The organism is Pseudonocardia cypriaca, from assembly GCF_006717045.1.
Taxonomy (GTDB): Bacteria; Actinomycetota; Actinomycetes; order Mycobacteriales; family Pseudonocardiaceae; genus Pseudonocardia; species Pseudonocardia cypriaca.
Genome location: NZ_VFPH01000002.1, coordinates 171,963 through 192,743, shown reverse-complemented (window position 1 = coordinate 192,743; position 20,781 = coordinate 171,963). Strand labels below are relative to the sequence as shown.

Genomic DNA, 20,781 nt, shown 5'->3' with positions numbered 1-20,781 from the left:
CCCCGAGGTGTGCGACAAGCGATGCTTTCGCACGCATCCCATGAGTGGAGCGCATACCATCGGGTCGTGGCCGAGATGACGCTCGCGGGGCTCCGGGTCGTGCACGAGGTCGCCCGGCAGGGCTCGTTCAGCGCCGCGGCGGTCGCGCTGGGCTACACGCAGTCCGCGGTGTCCCGCCAGGTCGGGGCCATGGAGTCGGCCGCCGGCACCACGCTGTTCGAGCGCCTCGCCCGGGGTGTGCGGCCGACGGCCGCGGGGGAGGTGCTGGCGCGGCGCGCGGCACGGATCCTCGGAGAGGTCGACGGTGCGCTGGAGGAGGTCTCGGGGGTGCGCGACCGGCTGGCCGGCCGCATGGTGGTCTCCGGTTTCCCCGCCGCCGCAGCGGTCCTGCTGCCACGCGCGATCGCCCTGCTCCGGCAGCGACATCCCGATCTCCAGGTGGAGCTGCAGGAGGCGGCGAGCCCGGTCCAGCTGCGCCGGTTGCGCGCAGGGCGGACCGAGGTCGCGCTGGTGGCCACGGGGGAGGTGGTGCCGGAGGAGCACCTGGCCGGGCTGCGCCACGAGGCGGTGGAGATCCCGCGCGGCCCCGGGATCGCCGTCGCGAGCGGCCACCGGCTGGCGGACCAGGATGCCGTCGCCGTCGCCGACCTGGCCGACGAGACGTGGATCGTGGGGACCGGCCCGGCCGGCGAGCCGCAGTTCGGGCCGTGGCCCGGGCTCGACCGGCCGCGGATCGGCCACGCGGTGCGGAACTGGCCAACCCGGTTCGGACTGGTCGCGGCCGGCATGGGGATCACCCGGGTCCCGGGACTCGCGGCGGAGTCGGTCCCGCACGGCGTGCGATGGCTCCCCGTCCTGGACCCGGCCACGAGCGCACAGGGGTCGGTCGAGATCGTGACCGCGGAGTCGCCATCGGCGGCCGCTCGGGCGGTGGTTCGGACCATCCGCGCTGAGGCGTCGCGGATGGTGGCGTGACCGGTCGCGCCCCGCGCAGCCTCAGCTGCCGGGCACCGTCCAGCGCACGGTGGTTCCGCTCGGCCTGCGCTGGACGACCTGGCACTCGCCCTGGTGGCGTTCTGCCCGGCGGTGCATGTTGGCCAGGCCGCTCGCGCGCGAGGTGGCGGTGAACCCGATCCCGTCGTCGTGGACGCAGAGGTTCACCTGTTCGCGGCCGACGGAGAGCTCGACGGACGCGCTGCGCGCGCGGGCGTGGCGGGCGACGTTGGTCAGCGCCTCGCGCAACACCGCGACGAGGTCGTCCGCGGTCTCGGACGGGACGGTGTCGACCGGGCCGTCGAACCGGACGGACGGGTCGAAGCCGAGGGCCTTCGCGGCGTCGGTCGCGACGTCGACCAGCCGGGCCCGGAGTCCGTCGGGTCCGCTCGAGCGCTGGTCGTGCAGCTCGAAGATGGTGGTGCGGATCTGGCTGATCGTGGCGTCGAGGTCGGCCACCGTCGCGAGGATCCGGTCCGTGGTCCGGCCTTGTCCCAAGCTCATGGCCACGCTCTGCAGCGACAGCCCCGCAGCGAAGAGCCGCTGGATCACCTGGTCGTGCAGGTCCGCCGCGATGCGGTCGCGCTCGTCGAGCATCGCGGCGCGCTGCTGCTTGGCGCGGGCCTCGGCCAGCTCGACCGCGATGGCCGCGTGGTTGGCGAAGCTGCTCGCCATGTCGAGGTCGGTGTCGGTGAACCCGATCCTGCCGTGCTCCCGCACCGCGGCCAGCACTCCGCGCGGACCGGCCGCGCCGAGCAGCGGCACCACGAGTACCGGCCCCACGTCCAGATGACCGGCGCTCAGGGCCGCTCGCTCGGCACCGTCGTCGAGGTGCGGCATCCGCACCGGTCGGCCGGTCGTGAACACGCGACCGAGCAGCGAGCCCGCCACTGCCAGGCGGACCCCGCGCAGGTACTGCTCACCGGAGTCGGCCACCTCCTCGATCCGCAGCTCGCCGCCGTCGGGCAGTGCGACCGTGACCAGGTCCGCGTCCGCGACGTCGAGGCAGCGCCGCGCGATCAGCTGCAGCGGAGCGTGCGCGTGCTCCTCGTCGGGCGAGAGCAGCTGGCGGGTGATCGTGGCGGATGCCTGCAGCCACTCACCGCGGCTGCGGGCGGCCTCGTAGAGGCGGGCGTTCTCGATCGCGACGGCAGCGGTCGCGGCGATGGCCGTGCACAGCTCCTCGTCCTCGGCGCTGAACTCGCCCCGCGTGCTCTCGGTGAGGTAGAGGTTGCCGAAGACCTCGTCCCGGATCCGGATCGGCACGCCGAGGAAGCTCGTCATCGGAGGATGGGCCGGCGGGAATCCGGAGGAGCGCTCGTCATCGGTGATCCGGGCGAGCCGGATCGGGCGGGGGTCGTCGATGAGGGCGCCGAGCAGCCCCTTGCCCTGGGGCAGATGACCGATGCGCTCGACCGCGTCTTCCGATATCCCGGTGTGGACGAACTCGGCGAGCCCGCCTGCCGGGGCGATCACCCCCAGCGCGGCGTACCGCGCGCCGACGAGCTCCCGGGCCGCGTCCACGATCCGGCGCAGCACCGCTTGAAGGTCCAGGCCGCCGATGACCAGCTGGTTGGCCCGCAGCAACCCGCGCAGCCTGCCCTGGGTCGCAATCACCTCCTGCGCCCGCTCCACGAGCTGGGTGAGCAGCTGGTCGAGCTCCATCCGGGGCAGGTCCGGGAACGTCAGCTCGCCATGGTGGGACTCGTCGACGTCGCGGCGGACCAGGCCCTGGGCGTACTGGCCATTGCCGTCCTGTCCCCGCTCGTTCCCGTCGGCCCTCGCAGCCCGGTCCTCGGAAGACACCGCTCGCCCTACCTCGCCTCCTCGGGCGCCGCCATAGGCCGGCCCCGCCCGCGCTCCCATGCTGCTCGGCCCGGTCGACGCGCACAACAGCTCCCGCGACCTCCTGCAGCCGGATCTCGGGTCGGAAGGCCCCCGACAAGAGGACCGGAGCCGCTGCCGGCCGCGGAACCCGCAGCGCCTCGTGATGCGCGACCGGCCGTCGCGTGCCCTGGTCGAGCAGTCGATGCGCGCCCAGCTGGTCGTGGTCGCACACGGGGCCGGGGCGGGGTCGTCGGCCTGCTGCTCGGGTCGATCAGCCACGCCGTCCTGCAGCGCGCGCACTGCCCGGTCGCGGTCGTCCGGCCGGAGTCTGCTGCCGCGGGATGACCACCTCGTCGTCGGGGTGTACGGCGACGGGGTGCGCATCTGCGGCTGGGGTCAGGACTCCTGTCTTGAGGCCTTCCGGGTTAAGGCCTTCTGTCTTAAGGCTCTCTGTCTCGAGGTGTGCCTTCTCAGGGCCTCCTGGCGGCGCCGCGCATTGTGCCGGGCCGCCCCTCACAGCTCAAGGGCGCCTTCGGCGTCGCTGCGCGATCGCTTCGCGACCCTTGACCTGCGAGCCTCTGCGACCCCTTCAGGCCCGCTTCGCGGGCAGGCCCAAGGGCCTGCCCTCCTGGGTGCGCGGCGCCGCCAGGAGGCCGGTGTCGCGCATCTGGTTGCCCTCGCGCACCGGGTCTGGGCTCGCGCACCCCCGTGTCGGTCCACGCACCCGGTCGACGGGCAGCGTGGGCCGAGAACGAGTGCGTGAACCTTGCCGATCGCCCCCGAGCAGTACACGACGGCCTCGCCCGCGACCCTGGTGTGCTCCTCTCGCCGATCAGGCTGCCGCGACCTGGCTCCCGCTCCATGATCGGCGGTTCGGCGCGTTCCCGGCTTGTTTTCGCCGTTTTCGCACCGAGGCCGTGATCATGGTCGTGAGACCGGCCTTCGGCGGCCCCGCACGATGCGCGGCGCCACCGAAGGCCCGGTGGGAGGTGGCCTCGGCGGGGCGTGGCGTCAGGGCCCGGTCAGCGCTCGCGCCCGACCGGGGGTCGGGAGCCAGGCCATACGGGTCGGTTCCCGGTCGGGCACGACCACGACGGGGCAGGCGGCGCTGCGCAGCAGGACGTCCACGGGGGATCCGGCGATGCCGGCGAGCAGGGCACCGCGCGAGGAGCGGCCGAGCACTAGCAGCTGTGCGTGGTGGGAGAGCGCCACCAGCAGGTCGGCCGGGCGGTCCTCCACGACGATCGTCTCGACGGGGACCCCGGGGTGGATGATCCGCCAGGCGGAGAGCGCGTGTTCGAGCTCGCACCGGGCGCGCTCCTCCGCGCAGTCCCACTCGGCGATGCGGTCGGGTCGCAGCCACCCGATGTCGATGCGCGGGTCCGACCAGGCCCGCACCGCGTGCAGCGTCGCCCCGCGGTCGGCCGCCTCCTGGAAGGCGAGCTCGAGGACGGGCACGGCGGTCCAGGGCGCCGCACCGAGCACGACGGGGCCGCGCACGGTCTTCGGCGACGGATCGTCGGCGGGCACCGCGACGACGGGGCAGTAGGAGTCGGCAACGACGGTCGCGAGTCCGGCCAGCGTCGCAGGCACGACCAGCGCTGCGGCGCCGATGGACAGCCGGCGCAGCGTCGCGGGCAGGGACTCGCCCGACGGCCCGCTCAGCACCGGCAGTGCCGGCACGGCGGCCCGGACGGCGGCGAGCGCGCCGGCGAACGCGGACTGCCGCCCGCGCCGCGCCTGCTGCGGTTCGGCGACCACCGTGAGGGGGAGCCTGCGGCGCCGGGCCTCCGCACCTGCCCAGCGCAAGGCGCGCAGACCGGCGGGCGACCGGTCCGCGCATGCGACGACGGCGCGCGTCATGACCGACTCACGGATGGCGCTGCGAGTTGCCGGGCGGCCGACATGGGTCCTCCAGAGGTGGGCTCCCGTCCAGCGTGCGCCGAGCGTGGTCGGCATCGGCAGGGACGGAGGTCCCGTCCATTGCCGCCGGACGTCACCTCGGTCGCCCTCTGGTGCGACGCAACCCAACGGGTCACGCCACGATCGGGGCTCCGGGGTGGTGTCCACCACCGCCGTGGCGGGCCGAGCCGATCTCTCCTGCCGCCCGAACGGCCACGTGCCCCAGCTCGGCGAACCGCTCCGGCGTGACCCGGTCGCGCGGGCCCCAGACGGAGAGCACGGCGAGCGGCCGCGCGTTCCGGTCGAGCACCGGTGCGGACACGCCGTACAGCGACGACTCCAGCTCGCCCGCGCACACGCCGTACCCGCGGTCGCGGGTGACCGTCAGCTCGGCGGCCAGCGCGTCGGCGTCGGTGATGGTGGTGTCGGTGAACCGGGTCAGCGGGCCGGCCAGCACACGGCGCACCTGCGGGGCGGGCAGGAAGGCGAGCAGCGCCTTGCCCGTGGAGGTGGCGTGCAGCGGCACCGAGCGACCGAGCCAGCTCGCGGTGAGCACGGCGGTCGGCGTGACCTCGTCGAGGTAGGTCAGCCCGCCCATCCCCGGCACGGCGAGGGAGGCGGTCTCCCCGGTCTGCTCGCACATCCGCTCGAGGATCGGGCGGGCCGCGGCGATCAGCGCGTCCGGTCCGGCCGCGTTGCCGAGCTCCATCGTGGTGAGCCCGATCGAGTAGCGGCCGGTCGACCCGTCCACGGCCACCAGGCCGCGTACCTGCAGGGTCTTGAGCAGGCGCCACGCCGTGGCCCGGTTGAGCCCGCACGCGCGCGCCAGCGCCGGGACGGTGGCCGCCTCCGGCTGCGCGGCCGCCACGGCGAGCAGGAGGTCCACCGCACGGTCGACCGACTGGATCCGGACGGACGCCGCCGGCTCACGTGTTTCCACGACGCAACATCCTGATCACCCGCATTGACGGTCCACCCCCGTGTGACTACGTTCACATTACTCCGAGGGGGTTCGCATCATGCGACAGACAACGGCGTCCCGTCGAGATGTGCTGAAGCTCGGCCTGCTCACCGGGGCCGCCCTCGCCGGCCTGCCCGGTTGCAGCGCCGTGCCGAGCCGGCCGGATCCGGGCACGCCGCCGGTCCGCGGCGGGGTGTACAGCCACGGTGCAACCGGCGGTGGGCTGAAGGACACGCTCGAGCCGTACTTCCCGGTCACGAACCCGGACATCAGCCGCTGCATGCAGCTGTACGAGCCGCTCCTGCGGTGGGACCCGAACTACGAGATCGAGCCGTCCGTGGCCGAGTCGGTCACCCCGAACGCCGACAACACGCAGTGGACGATCCGGATCCGGGAGGGCGTGGAGTTCCACCACGGCAAGACGGTCACGGCCGAGGACGTCATGCACAGCCTGGCGACGGTCACCGACCCGAACAACACCGGCTCCGGTGGCACGGAGCTCGCCACCGTCCTCGAGCTGAACAACTCCACCGTCGTCGATCCCCGGACGATCGTGCTGCAGCTGAACTCCCCGTACGCGGTGCTCGACCAGCTGCTCGCCGAGTACACCGTCGGGATCATCCCCACCGACTTCGACGTCTCCCGCCCGGTGGGCACCGGACCGTTCGCCTACAAGCACTTCGTCCCGGGCCAGCTCTCCCAGTTCGTCCGGCACGAGAACTACTGGGACGGCCCGGCGTGGGTCGACGAGCTGTTCATCTACGACTTCGCCGACGACGCGGCCAAGGTCAACGCCCTGCTCGCCGGCCAGGTGCAGAGCATCGACAACCTGCCCAACTACCTCGCAGGCACGATCGAGCAGCAGGGCGCCTCCCCGCTGGTCTCCGAGACCGGGGCGTGGGTGCCGTTCACGATGCGGGTCGACGTCGCGCCGTTCTCCGACGTGCGGGTGCGGCAGGCGCTGCGGCTCATCGTCGACCGGCAGCAGATGATCGACCAGGCGCTCAACGGCTTCGGCATCCTCGGCAACGACCTGTACGCCCCGTTCGACCCGGCGTACGCGAGCGACCTGCCGCAGCGCGTGCAGGACATCGACCAGGCGAAGTCGCTGCTGCGGCAGGCCGGGCAGGAGAACCTCGACGTCGAGCTGGTCACCTCCAGCGCCGTCGGCGCAGGCGCGGTCGAGTCGGCCAACCTGTTCGTCGAGCAGGCCCGCAAGGCGGGCGTCACGGTGCGGCTGAACAAGGCCGACGCCAACGTCTTCTACGGCGACCGGTACCTGTCCTGGAACTTCGCCCAGGACTTCTGGAACACCCGCAACTACATCCCGCAGGTGGCCACCTCGTCGGTGAAGGGCGCCACCTACAACGAGACCCACTTCGAGGACCCGACGTTCACCGCGTTGATCGAGCAGGCCAAGCGGGAGCCGGACCCGGCGCGGCGCACCCAGCTCCTGCACGACGCACAGGTGATCGAGTACGAGACCGGCGGTTACATCATCTGGGGCTTCAAGCGCCAGCTCGACGCCTACTCCAACCTGGTCCAGGGCCTCGAACCGCACCGGTACCTGCCGTGCTCCAACTTCCGGTTCTCCCGAGCATCCTTCGTGAGGCAGACATGACCGAGCTTGCGAGGTCATCATTCGACACAGCACCGCCGGGCACGCCCGCGACGAGCGCAAGCGAGGAGTGGGCGTGACCGACCTCCTGACGTCCGACCAGGCGACCGAGACCCCGGTCAGGCCCCCCGCCCGGGCCGGCTCCGCCTGGCTCAAGTGGTTCGCCCGCCGCATCGGCCTGGCCGTACTGACGCTGTGGCTGTGCTCGGTGCTGGTCTTCTTCGCCACCGCGGCGCTGGGCGACCCGGTGCGGGCGATCCTGGGCAAGGACTACGCCTCCAGCCCGGAACGGGTGGCCGCCCTGCAGGCCGAGCTGCACCTCGACCGGCCGGTGATCGTCCGGTACTTCGAGTGGCTGGGCGGGCTGCTCACCGGCGACCTCGGCAACTCGGTCGCCAACGGCCTGCCGGTCGGCGAGCTGGTCGGCGACCGGATCGTCAACTCCGCGGTGCTGGTGATCGTGTCGGCGATCGTGATGATCCCGGTGGCCTTCGGCATCGCGATGGTCTCGGCCAACAACCGCGGCAAGCGCACCGACGGCGTGATCCAGATCGTGATGATCACGTTGGCCGGGCTGCCCGAGTTCGTGGTCGGCATCCTGCTGGTGGCGCTGTTCTCCACCACGGTCATGCACCTGTTGCCCGCTGTCACGATCGCGGGCGGTGGCGCCCCACCCTGGTTCGTCCCGGCGTCGATGATCCTGCCGGTCCTCACGCTGGTGATCGCGGTGGCGCCGTACGTGGCCCGGATCGTGCGCTCCAGCCTCCTGGAGGTGCTCGACTCCGACTACGTCGAGCTGGCCCGGCTCAAGGGCGTGCCCGAGCGCATCGTCATGCGCAAGCACGCCCTGCTCAACGCGATCGTCCCGGGCATCCAGGTGATCGCGCTGCAGCTGGCGTGGCTAGCGGGCGGCATCGTGATCGTCGAGTACCTGTTCTCCTACCCCGGGATCGGGGCGAGCCTCGTCGACTCCGTCCGCAACTCCGACTTCCCGATGGTGCAGGTGCTGGCCATGGTGATCGCCGCGGTCTACGTGGGGGTCAACCTGCTCGCCGACGTCCTGTCCATCCTGTTCACCCCGCGAGCGAGGACGGCGATCACGTCATGAGCATCATGACCACGACCCGCCGGATCGGGCGGCAACGGCGGCTGGTCACGGGTCTGGTGATCACTCTCGTGGTCGCGCTGGTCGCGATCATCGGGCCGTGGCTCGCCCCCTACGGCGAGAACGAGATCGTCGGCAAGCCCTTCACGATGGAGGGCTCGTGGCTGGGCACCGACTACCTCGGCCAGGACGTGTGGAGCCGCGTGCTGGCCGGCGGTGGGTCGATCCTCGCGATCTCGGTGCTGGCCACCGCGCTCGGCATGGTGCTCGGGATCATCATCGGGGTCGTCGCCGCCTACGCGGGCGGCTGGCTCGACGAGGCGATCATGCGGGTGAACGACGTCGCGCTCGCGTTCCCGCAGATCCTGCTCGCGCTGCTCGTGCTCACCGCCGTCGACCAGCCGGCATGGTGGATGATCGTGCTGCTGGTCGGCGTCTCGCACGCCCCGCGCGTGGCGCGGGTGGCCCGCGGGGTGGCGCTGGGCATCGTGTCCCGAGACTTCGTGCACTCCGCCGAGGCGCTGGGGGAGTCGCGGCTGCGGGTGATCCTGGCCGAGGTCCTGCCCAACATGAACGCCCCGCTGCTCGCCGAGGCCGGGCTGCGGCTCACCTACTCGATCGGCATGGTCGCGGGCATCGGCTTCCTCGGGTTCGCCGCCAACCCCGGCGCGGCCGACTGGGGGCAGATGATCAACGAGAACCGGCTGGCGCTGCTGGTGCAGCCGTGGGGCGTGCTCGCGCCCGTGATCGTGATCGGCATCTTCACCGTCGGCACCAACCTGATGGCCGACGGGATCGCACAGCTCGCGGGACGGGGCGATCGATGACCACCACGGTGAACGATGCAGGGGCGGGGTGCACGCTCTCCGACCTGCGGGTTGCGCTCAGCGGACGCCCGGGTGACGACACGGTCGACGTCGTCGACGAGATCAGCCTCGAGCTGCGCGCCGGTGAGGTGGTCGGGCTGGTCGGCGAGTCCGGCTCCGGCAAGACCACGGCCGGCACGGCGATCCTGGGCTACGCGCGCCAGGGAGCGTTCATCGAGCGCGGCAGCCTCCTGTTCGAGGGCCAGGACATCCTGGCGATGCCGTGGGAGCAGGTCCGCCCGATCCGCGGCATGAAGATCGCGTACGTGCCGCAGGACCCCGGCGCCGCGCTCAACCCGGCCATCCGGATCGGGCGCCAGATCGTCGAGCTCCTCGAGCTGCACGGCATCGGCACCACCGAGGAGCGCCTCGAACGCGCCAGGGCAGGGCTGCGCGAGGTGGGCCTGCCCGACGACGACGAGTTCCTCGCCCGCTACCCGCACCAGCTGTCCGGCGGCCAGGTGCAGCGCGTCGCACTGGCGATGGCGTTCCTGCCCCGGCCGAAGGTGCTCGTCCTCGACGAGCCGACCACCGGCCTGGACGTCACCACCCAGGGCATGGTGCTGCGCACGATGGCCGAGCTGTGCCGCAGCTACCGGGTGGCGGCGCTGTACGTCACCCACGACCTGGCCGTCGTCGCGAACATCGCCGACCGGGTCGCCGTGATGTACGCCGGACGGATCATCGAGCTCGGCCCGCGCGAGGTCATGTTCTCCCAGCCGGCACACCCGTACACGCGGGCGCTGCTGGACGCCATCCCGCACCTGTCCCGGGCCCGTGCGCTCACCGGCATCCCGGGCAGCACGCCGGGCCCGGGGCGCCGCCCGGCCGGCTGCCGGTTCCACGACCGCTGCGAGTACGTCCGCGACCGCTGCACGCAGATCGACCCGCCGGACGTCCAGGTCGGCCCGGACCACACGGCGAAGTGCATCCGCGTCGGCGAGATCGGCACCTGGGACATCAACCGCGGCAACACGCACGACACCGACCCGAACAAGAAGCGGGACATCGTCCTCACCGTCGAGGACCTGCACGTGTTCTACGGCCACAAGGAGGTCGTGCACGGCGTCGGCTTCGACGTGGCGAGGGCCGAGGTGGTGGCGCTGGTCGGGGAGTCGGGCAGCGGCAAGACCACGATCTCGCGGTGCATCGGCGGCCTGCACAAGGAGTGGAGCGGCGAGGTGAGGTTCGACGGGCGCGCCCTCGCCAAGGGCGCGCGGGCCCGCAGCGTGGAGGACCGCAAGCGGATCCAGTACATCTTCCAGAACCCGTACCTCTCGCTGAACCCGCGCCTGACGATCGCCCAGATCGTGGCCCGCCCGATGGAGCTGTTCGGCATCGCGAAGGGCAAGGCGGTGCGGGACCGGGTGGTGGAGCTCCTGGACGCGGTGGCGCTCGGCCCGACCGTGCTCGACCTGCGCACCGACCGGCTCTCCGGTGGCGAGCGGCAGCGGGTGGCGATCGCGCGGGCGCTGGCCGCCGAGCCGGACCTGCTGGTCTGCGACGAGATCACCTCGGCGCTGGACGTGTCGGTGCAGGGCTCGATCGTGGCGCTCCTGGACGACCTCCGGCAGAGCCGCGGGATCAGCATGCTGTTCGTCACCCACAACCTGGCCCTCGTCCGCTCGATCGCGGCGCGGGTGCAGGTGCTCAACGGTGGCGAGCTGGTCGAGTCGGGGTTCGTGGTCGAGGTGCTCGACTCGCCGAAGCAGGAGTACACGAAGCGGCTGATCGGCAACTCGCCGGCCGTCGGCTGAGGGGGGCACGTTGAACCGCAAGGTCGTCATCACCTGCGCGCTGACCGGTGCCGGGGACACCGTGGGGAAGTCCGAGCACGTGCCGGTCACCCCGGAGCAGATCGCCGAGTCCGGGATCGAGGCCGCCCGGGCGGGGGCGGCCGTCGTGCACGTCCACGTGCGCGACCCGCAGACCGGCGCCGGATCGCGCGACGTGGCGCTGTACCGGGAGGTGGTGCGGCGGCTGCGGGAGAGCGACGTGGACGTCGTGATCAACACGACGGCCGGCATGGGCGGGGACCTATTCCTCGACCCCGAGGACCCGTCCGGGTTCGCCGAGGGCACCGACCTGGTCAACGGGATCGAGCGGCTCGCGCACGTCGAGGATCTGCTGCCCGACATCTGCACGCTCGACTGCGGCAGCCTGAACTTCGGCGAGGGCAGCCTGGTCTACGTCAGCACGCCGGACATGCTGCGCGCAGGCGCCAAGCGGATCCAGGAGCTCGGCGTCCGTCCCGAGCTGGAGATCTTCGATACCGGGCACCTCTGGTTCGCCAACAAGCTCCTCGAAGAGGGCCTGATCGACCGGCCCGGGATGTACCAGCTGTGCATGGGGATTCCCTACGGCGCGCCCGCGGAGCCGGCGCTGCTGGCGGCGATGGTGGCGCAGATCCCGCCCGGCGTGGTGTGGGCGTCCTTCGCGATCGGCCGGATGCAGATGCCGTGGGTGGCGCAGTCGGTGCTGCTCGGCGGGCACGTCCGCGTCGGGCTGGAGGACAACCTCTACCTCGGGCGCGGCAACAAGGTCGGCAACGCGGCGCTCGTCGCCAACGCGGTCACGATCATCGAGGCGATGGGCGCCGAGGTGGCCACGCCGGACGAGGCGCGGGAGATCCTCTCCCTGCGGCCCCGCGCATGACCGACCGCGTTCCTCCCGACGGGGTTCGGATCATTGCGTGCATCGGGGCCGGGGTGATCGGCGGCGGCTGGGTGGCCTACTTCCTGGCCAACGGGTTCCGCGTGCGCGCCTGGGACCCCGCACCGGACGCCGAGTCCCGGCTGCGCGCGCTCGTCGAGGCGGCCTGGCCCGCCCTCACGGAGCTGGGCCTCGCCCCCGGCGCGAGCCCGGACGACCTGACGGTCACCGCCGACCTGGCCGATGCCGTGTCCGGCGCCGACTACGTGCAGGAGAGCGCCCCCGAGCAGCTCGACCTCAAGCGCAGGCTGCTCGCCGACATCGACGCGGTCACCCCGGAGCACGTCGTCATCGGCTCCTCCACCTCCGGCTACGGGATGACCGAGATGGCGGTCGACGCCGTGTCCGGCCACCGCCTCGTCGTCGCGCACCCGTTCAACCCGCCGTACCTGATCCCGCTGGTCGAGGTGGTCGGCGGCAAGCGCACCGCCGCCGACGTCGTCACCTGGACTGCCGCGTTCCTCCGGCACGTCGGCAAGTCGGTGATCGTCATGGACCAGGAGGTGCCGGGGTTCATCGCGAACCGGCTGCAGGAGGCGCTGTGGCGGGAGGCCCTGCACATGGTGGCCAACGGCGAGGCCACCCCGGCCCAGATCGACGCCTCGATCACCGACGGGCCGGGCCTGCGCTGGGCCTTCCACGGGCCGATGCTCACGTTCCACCTGGCCGGTGGCCCGGGCGGGATGGCGCACATGCTCGACCACTTCGGGCCGTCCCTGCTCTCGCCGTGGACGCGCCTCGACGCGCCCGAGCTCACGCCGGAGCTGCGCGACGCCGTCGTGGCCGGCACCGAGGAGGAGGCGGCGGGGCGGACCATCGCCGACCTGGTGCGCGAGCGGGACCGCCGGCTCGTCGACATGTTGCGGGTGCTCGGGAAGGTGCCCGGTGGTATCTGAGCCGGCCACCTGGACCGAGGACGTCCGGCCGGAGTGGATCGACTACAACGGCCACCTGTCCGAGGCCTACTACGTGCTGGTGTTCGGGCACGCCACCGACGCCGTGATCTTCGGGCTGGGCATCGACCCGGCCGTCACCGGCACTTCGCTCTACACGGTTGAGGCGCACGTCCGCTACCTCGACCAGGTGCCGCCCGGGGCGCGGCTGGAGGTGCGGACCTCGGTGATCGGGGTGACCGCCAAGCTGCTCTGGCTCTGGCACGAGATGTGGTCCGACGGCCGGCTGCGCGCCACGGAGGAGGTCCTCGCCGTGCACGTCGACGCCGGGGCCGGCCGGTCGAGCCCGTTCCCCGAGGAGCTGCGGCAACGCGTCGAGGCGATGCGCGTGCCGGTGCCGGAGCACGCCTCCCGGCGGATCGCGGTGGGGTGAGCGCCGGTGCACCTGGAGTGGTCCGACGAGCAGCGGGCCGTGATGGAGACGACCAGGGCGTTCGTGCACCGCGAGCTCGTGCCGCACGAGGACGAGGTGGAGCGCACCGGGCGGCTCGAACCCGACCTGGTGCGCCGGCTGCGCGGCCGCGCGATCCGGGCCGGTCTGTACGCCGCGAACATGCCGGAGGACGTGGGCGGCGGTGGGCTGGACACCCTCACCTGGATGCTCATGGAGCGCGAGCTCGGGCACACCGGTTACGCCCTGCAGATGCTCGCCGTGGCCCGCCCGTCCCGGATCCTGCTGGCCTGCGAGGGACCGCAACGGGAGGCGTACCTGCTGCCGGCGGTGGCGGGCGAGCGCGTCGAGTGCCTGGCGATGACGGAGCCGGAGGCCGGGTCCGACCTGCGCGGCATGCGCACCCGGGCCGTCCGCGACGGTGCCGACTGGGTGATCACCGGCACGAAGCACTTCATCAGCCACGCCGACGAGGCCGACTTCGTCATCCTGTTCGCCGCCACCGGCGAGGACCGGGCCGGGCGGGCGGAGATCACCTCGTTCCTCGTCGACACCGACGCCGCGGGCCTGGCCGTGCGGCCCGGCTACCGAAGCGTCTCGCACCGCGGCTACACCAACTCGGTGCTCGCCTTCGACGGTTGCCGGGTGCCGGGAGCGGCGGTGCTGGGCGAGGTGGGACGCGGCTTCGACGTCGCCACCACGTGGCTCGGCACCACCCGGCTGCAGGTCGCCGCGAGCTGCCTCGGCCGGGCCCGGCGGGCCCTCGACCTGGCCGTGCGGCACGCGGCCACCCGCAGCCAGTTCGGCCGGACGATCGGGCGCAACCAGGGCGTGTCGTTCAAGCTCGCCGACATGCAGGTGGCGCTGGAGTCGGCGTGCTGGCTGACCTGGCGCGCGGCGTGGCTCGCGGACCTGGGGGACGCCGACGCCGAGATCGCGATGGCCAAGCTGCACGCCACCGAGGCCCTCGCGATGATCGCCGACGAGGCCATCCAGATCCACGGCGGCATGGGCCTGATGGACGAGCTCGTGCTGGAACGGATCTGGCGCGACGCCCGGGTGGAGCGGATCTGGGACGGCACCTCGGAGATCCAGCGGCACATCGTCTCGCGGGCCTTGCTGCGAGCACACGGTGGATGAGCTCTTGCGCCCCCGCAGCATCGCCGTGATCGGCGACTCGCGGGCGTCGGCGCGGGTGATCGAGCAGAACCGCAGGATCGGGTTCGGCGGGCCGGTGCGGCCGGTGCACGAGCGGCGGGCGGTGATCGCCGGGGAGCGCGCGGTCGCCCGGGTCGCGGACCTGGCCGATGTGCCGGACGCGGCGTTCGTGGCGGTCCCGGCCCCGGCCTGTGCGGGGGTGGTCGCCGAGCTGGCCGCGGTGGGGTGCGGCGCGGCGGTCGTCTACAGCTCGGGCTTCGCCGAGACCGGCCCCGACGGCTCCGCCCGGCAGCGGGAGCTGGTCGAGGCGGCCGGTGCGATGACGCTGCTCGGACCCAACTGCTACGGCATGATCAACTACCTCGACAGGGTGCTGATCTGGCCCGACCAGCACGGCGGCGTCCCGCTCCGGCCGGGCGAGCGCGGGGTGGCGATCGTGTCGCAGTCGTCCTCGATCGCGATCAGCGTGACCATGACGGACATCGGGCTGCCGCTCGGCTACGTGGTCACCGTCGGCAACGGGGCGCAAACCTCCGCAGCGCGCGCCGCCGCCGCGGTGCTGGCGGACGAGCGCACCTCGGCCGTCGGCATGATCGTGGAGACGCTCGCGGACGTACGGGGCCTCGAACGGCTGGCGGCCACGGCCCGGGACCGTGGCGTCGGGGTCGTCGCGCTGGTGCTGGGCCGGGGGGAGCAGGCCCGTCGGGCCGTGCAGACGCACACCGCCTCGCTGGCCGGCGACGCGGCGGTCGCCTCGGCGTTCCTGCGCCGCGCCGGGATCGGCGAGGTCACCTCGATCGACGCGCTGCTCGGCGCGCTGTGCCTGCTGCACTGCGGCGGCCCGCTACCGGACGCCCGGCTGTGCTCGCTCAGCTCCTCCGGCGGCGAGGCCGCTCTGATAGGCGACGCCGCGATGGGCCGTGATGCGCGGTTCCCCGACCTGACCGGGCGGCAACGCGCCGGGCTGCGCGCGGTGCTGGGGGAACGCGTGGCGCTCGCCAACCCGCTCGACTTCCACACTTACATCTGGGGCGATGCGGAGGCGATGACGGCCGCGTTCGACGCCATGGTGCGCGGCCCGGCCGACCTCACCCTCCTCTTCGCCGACCTGCCCCGCACCGACCGCTGCGCCGACGACGACTGGGTGCGCGCCATCGAGGCGTTCGCGCGGGCGTGCGCGGGAGCGGGGGCGCGGGGCGCCCTCGTGGCGGCGATGGCCGGCAACCTGGTCGGACCCCGGGCGGCGGAGTGGGTGCGGCGCGGGCTGCCGGTCCTCGCCCCGCCCTCTGTCGCGATGGAGGCGGTGCAGGCAGCCGCGACGATCGGCCGCTCCTGGGCTGCCCCACTCCCGGCTCCGGTGGTGGGGCGCACCGGATGTCAGCATGGCCACCTTCATGACGCCAGGAGTCATGAAGGTGGCCATGCTGACACCGGAACCCCGCGGGTGCTCGACGAGGCCGAGGGCAAGGCGCTCCTGCGCCGCCGCGGGGTCCCGGTGCCGGACGGCGAGGTCTGCACGAGTGCAGCCGCCGCCGTGCGGGCCGCCGCTCGCATCGCCGCGCCGGTTGCCGTGAAGGCGCTCGGTACGGCGCACAAGACCGACGAGCGGGCCGTCCGGCTCGGTCTGCGCGGCGCGCGCCAGGTGCGCGGTGCGGCCGCGGAGCTGCTTGCCCGGTTCCCCGCGGTGCTGGTGGAGCGGATGGTGCCCGGGGTGATCGCCGAGCTGCTGATCGGCATCGAGCCGGACCCGGTGTTCGGCCCGGTGCTCACGGTGGGCGCCGGGGGAGTCCTCACCGAGCTGATGCGCGACGTCGCCCACGTGATGCTGCCGGCCGATCCGGCCGAGATCCGGTCGGCGTTGCTCGGCCTGCGCTGCGCCCCGCTGCTGACCGGCCACCGGGGTGCGCAGGGCGCCGACCTGGACGGGCTGGTCGCCACCGTGGGGCGGATCGTCGGGACCGCGCTGAACCCGATCTTAGTGCACACGGTCTCGCTGGAGATCAACCCGCTGGTCGTCACCCCGAGCGGCGCGTGGGCCTGCGACGCGCTGGTCACCGTCGTCGGGGAGGGCGAGTGACAGATCCACTGCGGACCAGGCGGCTCGGCGCCGTCCTCGAGGTCACCCTCGACCGCCCGCCTGCGAACGCGATCGACCTGGCCACGTCGCGCGCGATGGGCCGCGTCTTCGCCGGCTTCCGGGACGATCCGGAGCTGCGGGTCGCGGTGCTGCGCACCGGCGGCGACCGGTTCTTCAGCGCAGGCTGGGACCTCAAGGCGGCTGCGGCGGGCGATCCGGTGGACGGCGACTACGGGGAGGGCGGGTTCGGCGGGATCCAGCTGCTGCCGGGGCTGAACAAGCCGGTGCTCGCGGCCGTCGACGGGATGGCCGTCGGCGGCGGCTTCGAGCTGGCCCTGTCCGCCGACCTGATCTACGCCGCCGAGACGGCCATGTTCGCGCTGCCCGAGATCGACGCGGGCACCCTCGCCGACGCCGCGACCCTGCGGCTGCCCACCCGGATCCCGCACCACGTCGCGATGGAGCTGCTGCTCACCGGCCGGTGGATGGACGCGGCCGAGGCGCACCGCTGGGGACTGGTCAACGAGGTGCACGCGGCCGACCGGCTGGCCGACCGGGTCCTGGAGGTCGCTGCCCGGCTGGCGGAGGGGCCGCCGCTGGTCTTCGCGGCGATCAAGGAGGTGCAGCGGGAGAGCCAGCGGCTGACCTTCGCCGAGGCGATGCGCCGGATCGGGAACCGCGAGTTCCCGGCGGTGGCCAAGCTCTACGGCTCGCAGGACCAGCTGGAGGGGGCGAAGGCGTTCGCCGAGCGACGCCGGCCGGTGTGGAGGGGGAACTGAGGATGGGGCACGGACACGGACACGGGCACGGGTGCACCGCGGATCACCACCGCGGTGAGTACACCGACCGCCAGCGGGCCGATCTGGACCTGGTGCTGGCGTTCAACCACCGCCTCGCGCACGCGGTGGAGGACTGCGTCGACATCACGGACACGATCGCCGCGCTCGACCCGGACCCGCTGCGCTACATGTGGGTGGACGAGGGTGCCGGCCGCATCCCGGCCCAGCTGGAGGGGGCGGCGGCCGTGCTGGATGCCGCGCCCCGGCTGGCCGGTCAGACCCGGGGGGCCGCCCGGCCGCTGCCGGGCAGTCGCAACGCCGCGCGGCCGACGGTCGCGACGGGTGGCGGCCGCATGCTCGTCGCCTGGCTGGAGTGGGTGCCCGACCGGGGCGACCGGCTCGTCGCCGAGCTGGACGGCGCTATCGCAGTCGTCGTCGAGGGCCCGGAGGACCTGTTCCGGCCCACCGCGGCGATCACGGCCGACGGGACGCCGTGGTTGCTGTTCGGCCGCTCGATCGACGCCCGGGTCGCCGTGTGGGCGTGCCGGTTCGACGGCGCCACGTGGACCGAGCCGGAGCTGGTGAGCACCACCGAAGGGCCGTCGTTCAACCAGGAGGTGCTGGCGCACGCCGACGGCAGCCTGCACGTCTGCTGGCAGGGTCGGGTCGACGACCGCTTCGGCATCTTCGCGCGCCGGTTCGCCGGCGGCTGGGAGGAACCCCGGTGGGTGAGCGAGGGCGCAGCGGGCAACGCGTGGGACCCGACGCTGGCCGCCGTGCCGGACGGGATGGCCTACGCCTGGTCGGAGTACGACGGCGGGAGCTACGCGATCGTGCTGCGCCGGGGCGTCGCGCTCCGGCGGCTCACCGGCGGCAGCGACTACGCCCTGCACCCGAGCCTCGCCGGCACCACGGACGGCAGGCTGTGGTGCGCGTTCGACGTGATCACCGTGCAGGGGCACGGTGGCAGCGGCCCGACGCGGCTGCGCCCCCGCGAGCGCAGGGACACCTTCGCCGGCATGCGGGAACCGGGGGACAGCGTGCCCCCGGAGCTGCTGCCCGAGGTGAGCGCCGGCATCCGGGTCGTGTGCGTGGAGGGCGACCACCTCGTCACGCCGCCCGGCGAGCTCGCGCCCGGGCTGAACGTCGTCCCGTCGGCGCTGCCCCGGCTGCACGCCACCGCGGACGGCGGCCTGGTGGTCGGCTACCGGGTGCACCGCCAGCTGCCGCTCATGACCTACTACTGGGAGGCCGCCGCGCAGGTGCTCGGCCCGGACGGCTGGCTGCCCCCGACGACGTTCACCGGAACCGACGCCACCCTCGAGGAGGTGTCGCTCGCGGACGGGGTGCTCGTCACCCAGTCCGACGGCCGGCTGGACCGCGCGCTCGGCTGGACCGAGGGGTTCGGCGGGCGCGAGTGCCCCTACCTCGCCGACCACCACGGTGCGGTGATCTGGCACGGCGTGCACGGCGCGGGCCAGGTCGTGCTGGCGAACGTCGAGTCGGCGGGGCCGGCCGCGGTAGCCGGCGAGCGGGCCGCCGTGATCAGCTCCGACGGGCGCACCGAGGACCGGCGGTGGGTCACCGGTGAGCGAGCGGAGCGGTACGAGGCCTCCGGCTACACCCTGTACTGGGGTGACCTGCACCGGCACTCGCTGGTCAGCCGCTGCACCTCCGGCGACGAGCCATCGCTCGAGGACTTCTACCGCTACGCGTGGGACGTCAACTCCTACGACTTCTGGGCGGCCACCGACCACGCCGAGAACTCCACCGCCTACCAGTGGTGGAGCCTGCAGAAGATCGCGGACCTGTTGCACGTGCCCGGCCGGTTCGTTCCGCTGTACGGCTTCGAGTGGACCTCGGCCGACACCGGCCACCAGAACGTGATCTACGGCGACGTGGCGCGCGGCGCCCCGATCTTCTCGGCGTTCGCCGCGGGCACGACCACCCCGGACGGGTTGTGGGAGGCGTTGGCGCAGCACCCCGACCACCCGGCCATCACGATCCCGCACCACCCCGGCTCGGCCATGGTGCACAACGACTGGGACTACCACGACCCGCGCTACAGCCGCCTGGTCGAGGTGTTCCAGGCGTGCCGCGGCAACTACGAGTCGGACAGCTGCTTCCGCCAGTACTCCGACGGCACCGCGGGCGGCACGTTCATGCTCGACGGGCTGCGCCGCGGCCACCGCTTCGGGCTGATCGCGTCCTCCGACCACGGCCACGGCGCGAGCTACGTCGGGTTGCTCGCCCGCTCGCTCTCCCGCGCGGACGTCTTCGACGGGCTGTGGTCGCGCCGCACCTGTGCGTCCACCACGCGCGGGGTGGTCGCCGACCTGCGGCTCGGCCCCCACCTGATGGGCTCGGAGGTCATCTGGAACGGGCCGCGCCCGCTCACCGTCCACGCCCTCGGCTACACCGACCTGGCCCGGATCGACATCCTGCGCGACGGGGAGGTCGTGCACACCGTGCGCGGCGAACCGGAGCTCCCGCTCGGCCACATGCGGGTCGACCTGCGGGTGGAGTGGGGCAAGGCCGACGTCACCACGTGCTGGGACGGCCGGCTGCGGGTGTCCGGTGGCCGCCTGCTGCTGCCGGAGTTCGTCGGTCCCGAGGTGGTGGCGATGGACGAGGAGTCGGTCACCTGGGAGCACGTGACCCGCAGCTTCGGCGAGCCGTACGGCGCGCAGCGCGGCGGGGTGGAGGTGAGCGTCTGCGGGCCCCCGGATGCGGTCGTGCACGTCGAGTGCGCCGGCCGCGCGGTCTCCGTCGAGCTCGCGAAGCTTGCGGCGCGTGGCGTCGTGTTCGACGACCGGTTGCCGGGGGAGCTCGCGCTGCAACCGGCGGTCGGTGCGCTCTTGGGCCTCGGCGTGCGGGAGCTGGAGGTTCCCCTCGTGGACGACTCCACCGTGTCGGCGTTCTACTACGCGCGCGTGTTCCAGGTGGACGGCGAGATGGCGTGGTCGTCGCCGATCTGGGTGTCGTAGCGGCCGGGATGGGTCCTAAGGTCGTGCGCGTGCGGTCACCGATCGACGAGCCGGTCCAGCCCGGCGCCGACGAGGCCGCGATCGCGGCGGTGCGGGAACGCCTGCGAGCGCAGTTCGGGGCGTCGTTGCCCGACGCGTACGCCGAGTTCCTGCGCCGCGAGGACGGTGTCGACGTGGACGGCCTGGTCCTCTACGGCAGCCGGCAGAGCCCGGAAGCGCGCGGGCCGGGCGGGTTCTGGCAGGGCCTCGTCGCGGCCAACGAGCTGTGGCGCGACGTGCCGGGCCGGGAGGACTACCTCGTGCTGGGCGACAGCGACCTGTACCTGCTGACCGTCGACCTCGACGGCGGCGCGCCCGTGCTGCGCGACCGCGTGACCGCCGAGCCGGTCGAGAGCTTCCCCGACGTCGCCACGGCCATCGAGCGCCTGCTGGCAGCCCGGCGCTGAGGCCGC

General features: G+C 73.1%; 17 protein-coding genes. 14 read left to right on the top strand and 3 right to left on the bottom strand.

Annotation, left to right across the window (positions count from 1 at the left end; all coding sequences use genetic code 11):
* The first annotated feature begins 75 nt into the window (after positions 1–75).
* On the top strand, positions 76–975 hold the full coding sequence (locus FB388_RS18740) for a LysR family transcriptional regulator (protein ID WP_281290504.1): 900 nt from the start codon (positions 76–78) through the stop codon (positions 973–975).
* Between the two features lie 21 nt (positions 976–996).
* Here FB388_RS18740 and FB388_RS18735 read toward each other — a convergent pair whose 3' ends face one another.
* Entirely contained in the window at positions 997–2,799 is a 1,803-nt protein-coding gene (locus FB388_RS18735; protein ID WP_211362097.1) for a sensor histidine kinase, read from the bottom strand.
* On the opposite strand from FB388_RS18735, the gene FB388_RS41210 reads away from it, so the two are divergent.
* Positions 2,689–3,165, top strand: coding sequence for a universal stress protein (locus FB388_RS41210; RefSeq protein WP_425468566.1), 477 nt, complete (start codon positions 2,689–2,691; stop codon positions 3,163–3,165). The two genes, FB388_RS18735 and FB388_RS41210, sit on opposite strands and share 111 nt — an antisense overlap.
* Before the next feature lie 666 nt (positions 3,166–3,831).
* On the opposite strand, the gene FB388_RS18725 is transcribed toward FB388_RS41210, so the two are convergent.
* Positions 3,832–4,683, bottom strand: a complete 852-nt coding sequence (locus FB388_RS18725; protein WP_142103500.1) for a universal stress protein — start codon at positions 4,681–4,683, stop codon at positions 3,832–3,834.
* 172 nt (positions 4,684–4,855) lie between these two features.
* A complete protein-coding gene (locus FB388_RS18720) occupies positions 4,856–5,662 on the bottom strand; it encodes an IclR family transcriptional regulator (RefSeq protein ID WP_142103499.1) in 807 nt (268 codons plus the stop codon).
* A gap of 79 nt (positions 5,663–5,741) precedes the next feature.
* Between FB388_RS18720 and FB388_RS18715 the strand changes: the two genes are divergently transcribed.
* The 12 genes from FB388_RS18715 to FB388_RS18660 all read left to right on the top strand — a co-directional run bounded on the left by FB388_RS18715 (position 5,742) and on the right by FB388_RS18660 (position 20,775).
* Positions 5,742–7,304, top strand: a complete 1,563-nt coding sequence (locus FB388_RS18715) for an ABC transporter substrate-binding protein (RefSeq protein ID WP_142103498.1) — start codon at positions 5,742–5,744, stop codon at positions 7,302–7,304.
* Between the two features lie 73 nt (positions 7,305–7,377).
* Positions 7,378–8,409 carry an ABC transporter permease gene (locus tag FB388_RS18710; protein WP_142103497.1) on the top strand — a complete coding sequence of 344 codons (1,032 nt, stop codon included), beginning with the start codon at positions 7,378–7,380 and terminating at the stop codon, positions 8,407–8,409.
* Positions 8,406–9,233, top strand: a complete 828-nt coding sequence (locus FB388_RS18705) for an ABC transporter permease (protein WP_246122172.1) — start codon at positions 8,406–8,408, stop codon at positions 9,231–9,233. Before FB388_RS18710 ends, FB388_RS18705 begins: the two co-directional genes overlap by 4 nt.
* Positions 9,230–11,029, top strand: a complete 1,800-nt coding sequence (locus FB388_RS18700) for an ABC transporter ATP-binding protein (protein WP_142103496.1) — start codon at positions 9,230–9,232, stop codon at positions 11,027–11,029. Before FB388_RS18705 ends, FB388_RS18700 begins: the two co-directional genes overlap by 4 nt.
* Positions 11,030–11,039: 10 nt before the next feature.
* Positions 11,040–11,927, top strand: coding sequence for a beta-keto acid cleavage family enzyme (locus FB388_RS18695; RefSeq protein WP_142103495.1), 888 nt, complete (start codon positions 11,040–11,042; stop codon positions 11,925–11,927).
* Positions 11,924–12,880: a 3-hydroxyacyl-CoA dehydrogenase NAD-binding domain-containing protein gene (locus FB388_RS18690; protein WP_142103494.1), complete on the top strand. Its 957-nt coding sequence runs from the start codon at positions 11,924–11,926 to the stop codon at positions 12,878–12,880. Before FB388_RS18695 ends, FB388_RS18690 begins: the two co-directional genes overlap by 4 nt.
* The gene (locus tag FB388_RS18685; RefSeq protein ID WP_142103493.1) at positions 12,870–13,310 is read left to right on the top strand and encodes a thioesterase family protein; all 441 of its coding nucleotides are present in this window, start codon (positions 12,870–12,872) and stop codon (positions 13,308–13,310) included. Before FB388_RS18690 ends, FB388_RS18685 begins: the two co-directional genes overlap by 11 nt.
* Before the next feature lie 6 nt (positions 13,311–13,316).
* Positions 13,317–14,468 carry an acyl-CoA dehydrogenase family protein gene (locus FB388_RS18680; protein ID WP_142103492.1) on the top strand — a complete coding sequence of 384 codons (1,152 nt, stop codon included), beginning with the start codon at positions 13,317–13,319 and terminating at the stop codon, positions 14,466–14,468.
* Positions 14,461–16,563, top strand: a complete 2,103-nt coding sequence (locus FB388_RS18675) for an acetate--CoA ligase family protein (RefSeq protein WP_142103491.1) — start codon at positions 14,461–14,463, stop codon at positions 16,561–16,563. The genes FB388_RS18680 and FB388_RS18675 overlap by 8 nt, the downstream gene beginning before the upstream one ends.
* Entirely contained in the window at positions 16,560–17,342 is a 783-nt protein-coding gene (locus FB388_RS18670; protein WP_142103490.1) for an enoyl-CoA hydratase-related protein, read from the top strand. The genes FB388_RS18675 and FB388_RS18670 overlap by 4 nt, the downstream gene beginning before the upstream one ends.
* Positions 17,343–17,344: 2 nt before the next feature.
* Positions 17,345–20,329, top strand: a complete 2,985-nt coding sequence (locus FB388_RS40890) for a DUF3604 domain-containing protein (RefSeq protein WP_142103489.1) — start codon at positions 17,345–17,347, stop codon at positions 20,327–20,329.
* Positions 20,330–20,358: 29 nt separating this feature from the next.
* Positions 20,359–20,775: a YrhA family protein gene (locus FB388_RS18660; RefSeq protein ID WP_142103488.1), complete on the top strand. Its 417-nt coding sequence runs from the start codon at positions 20,359–20,361 to the stop codon at positions 20,773–20,775.
* Positions 20,776–20,781: the final 6 nt, after the last annotated feature.

Excerpts from the sequence above, each read along its gene's own strand:
- FB388_RS18740 (WP_281290504.1), top strand. The coding sequence starts at position 76 with ATGACGCTCGCGGGGCTCCGGGTCGTGCACGAGGTCGCCCGGCAGGGC.
- FB388_RS18715 (WP_142103498.1), top strand. The coding sequence starts at position 5,742 with ATGCGACAGACAACGGCGTCCCGTCGAGATGTGCTGAAGCTCGGCCTG.
- FB388_RS18690 (WP_142103494.1), top strand. The coding sequence starts at position 11,924 with ATGACCGACCGCGTTCCTCCCGACGGGGTTCGGATCATTGCGTGCATC.
- FB388_RS18705 (WP_246122172.1), top strand. The coding sequence starts at position 8,406 with ATGAGCATCATGACCACGACCCGCCGGATCGGGCGGCAACGGCGGCTG.
- FB388_RS18700 (WP_142103496.1), top strand. The coding sequence starts at position 9,230 with ATGACCACCACGGTGAACGATGCAGGGGCGGGGTGCACGCTCTCCGAC.
- FB388_RS41210 (WP_425468566.1), top strand. The coding sequence starts at position 2,689 with ATGGTGGGACTCGTCGACGTCGCGGCGGACCAGGCCCTGGGCGTACTG.
- FB388_RS18725 (WP_142103500.1), bottom strand. The coding sequence starts at position 4,683 with ATGACGCGCGCCGTCGTCGCATGCGCGGACCGGTCGCCCGCCGGTCTG.
- FB388_RS40890 (WP_142103489.1), top strand. The coding sequence starts at position 17,345 with ATGGGGCACGGACACGGACACGGGCACGGGTGCACCGCGGATCACCAC.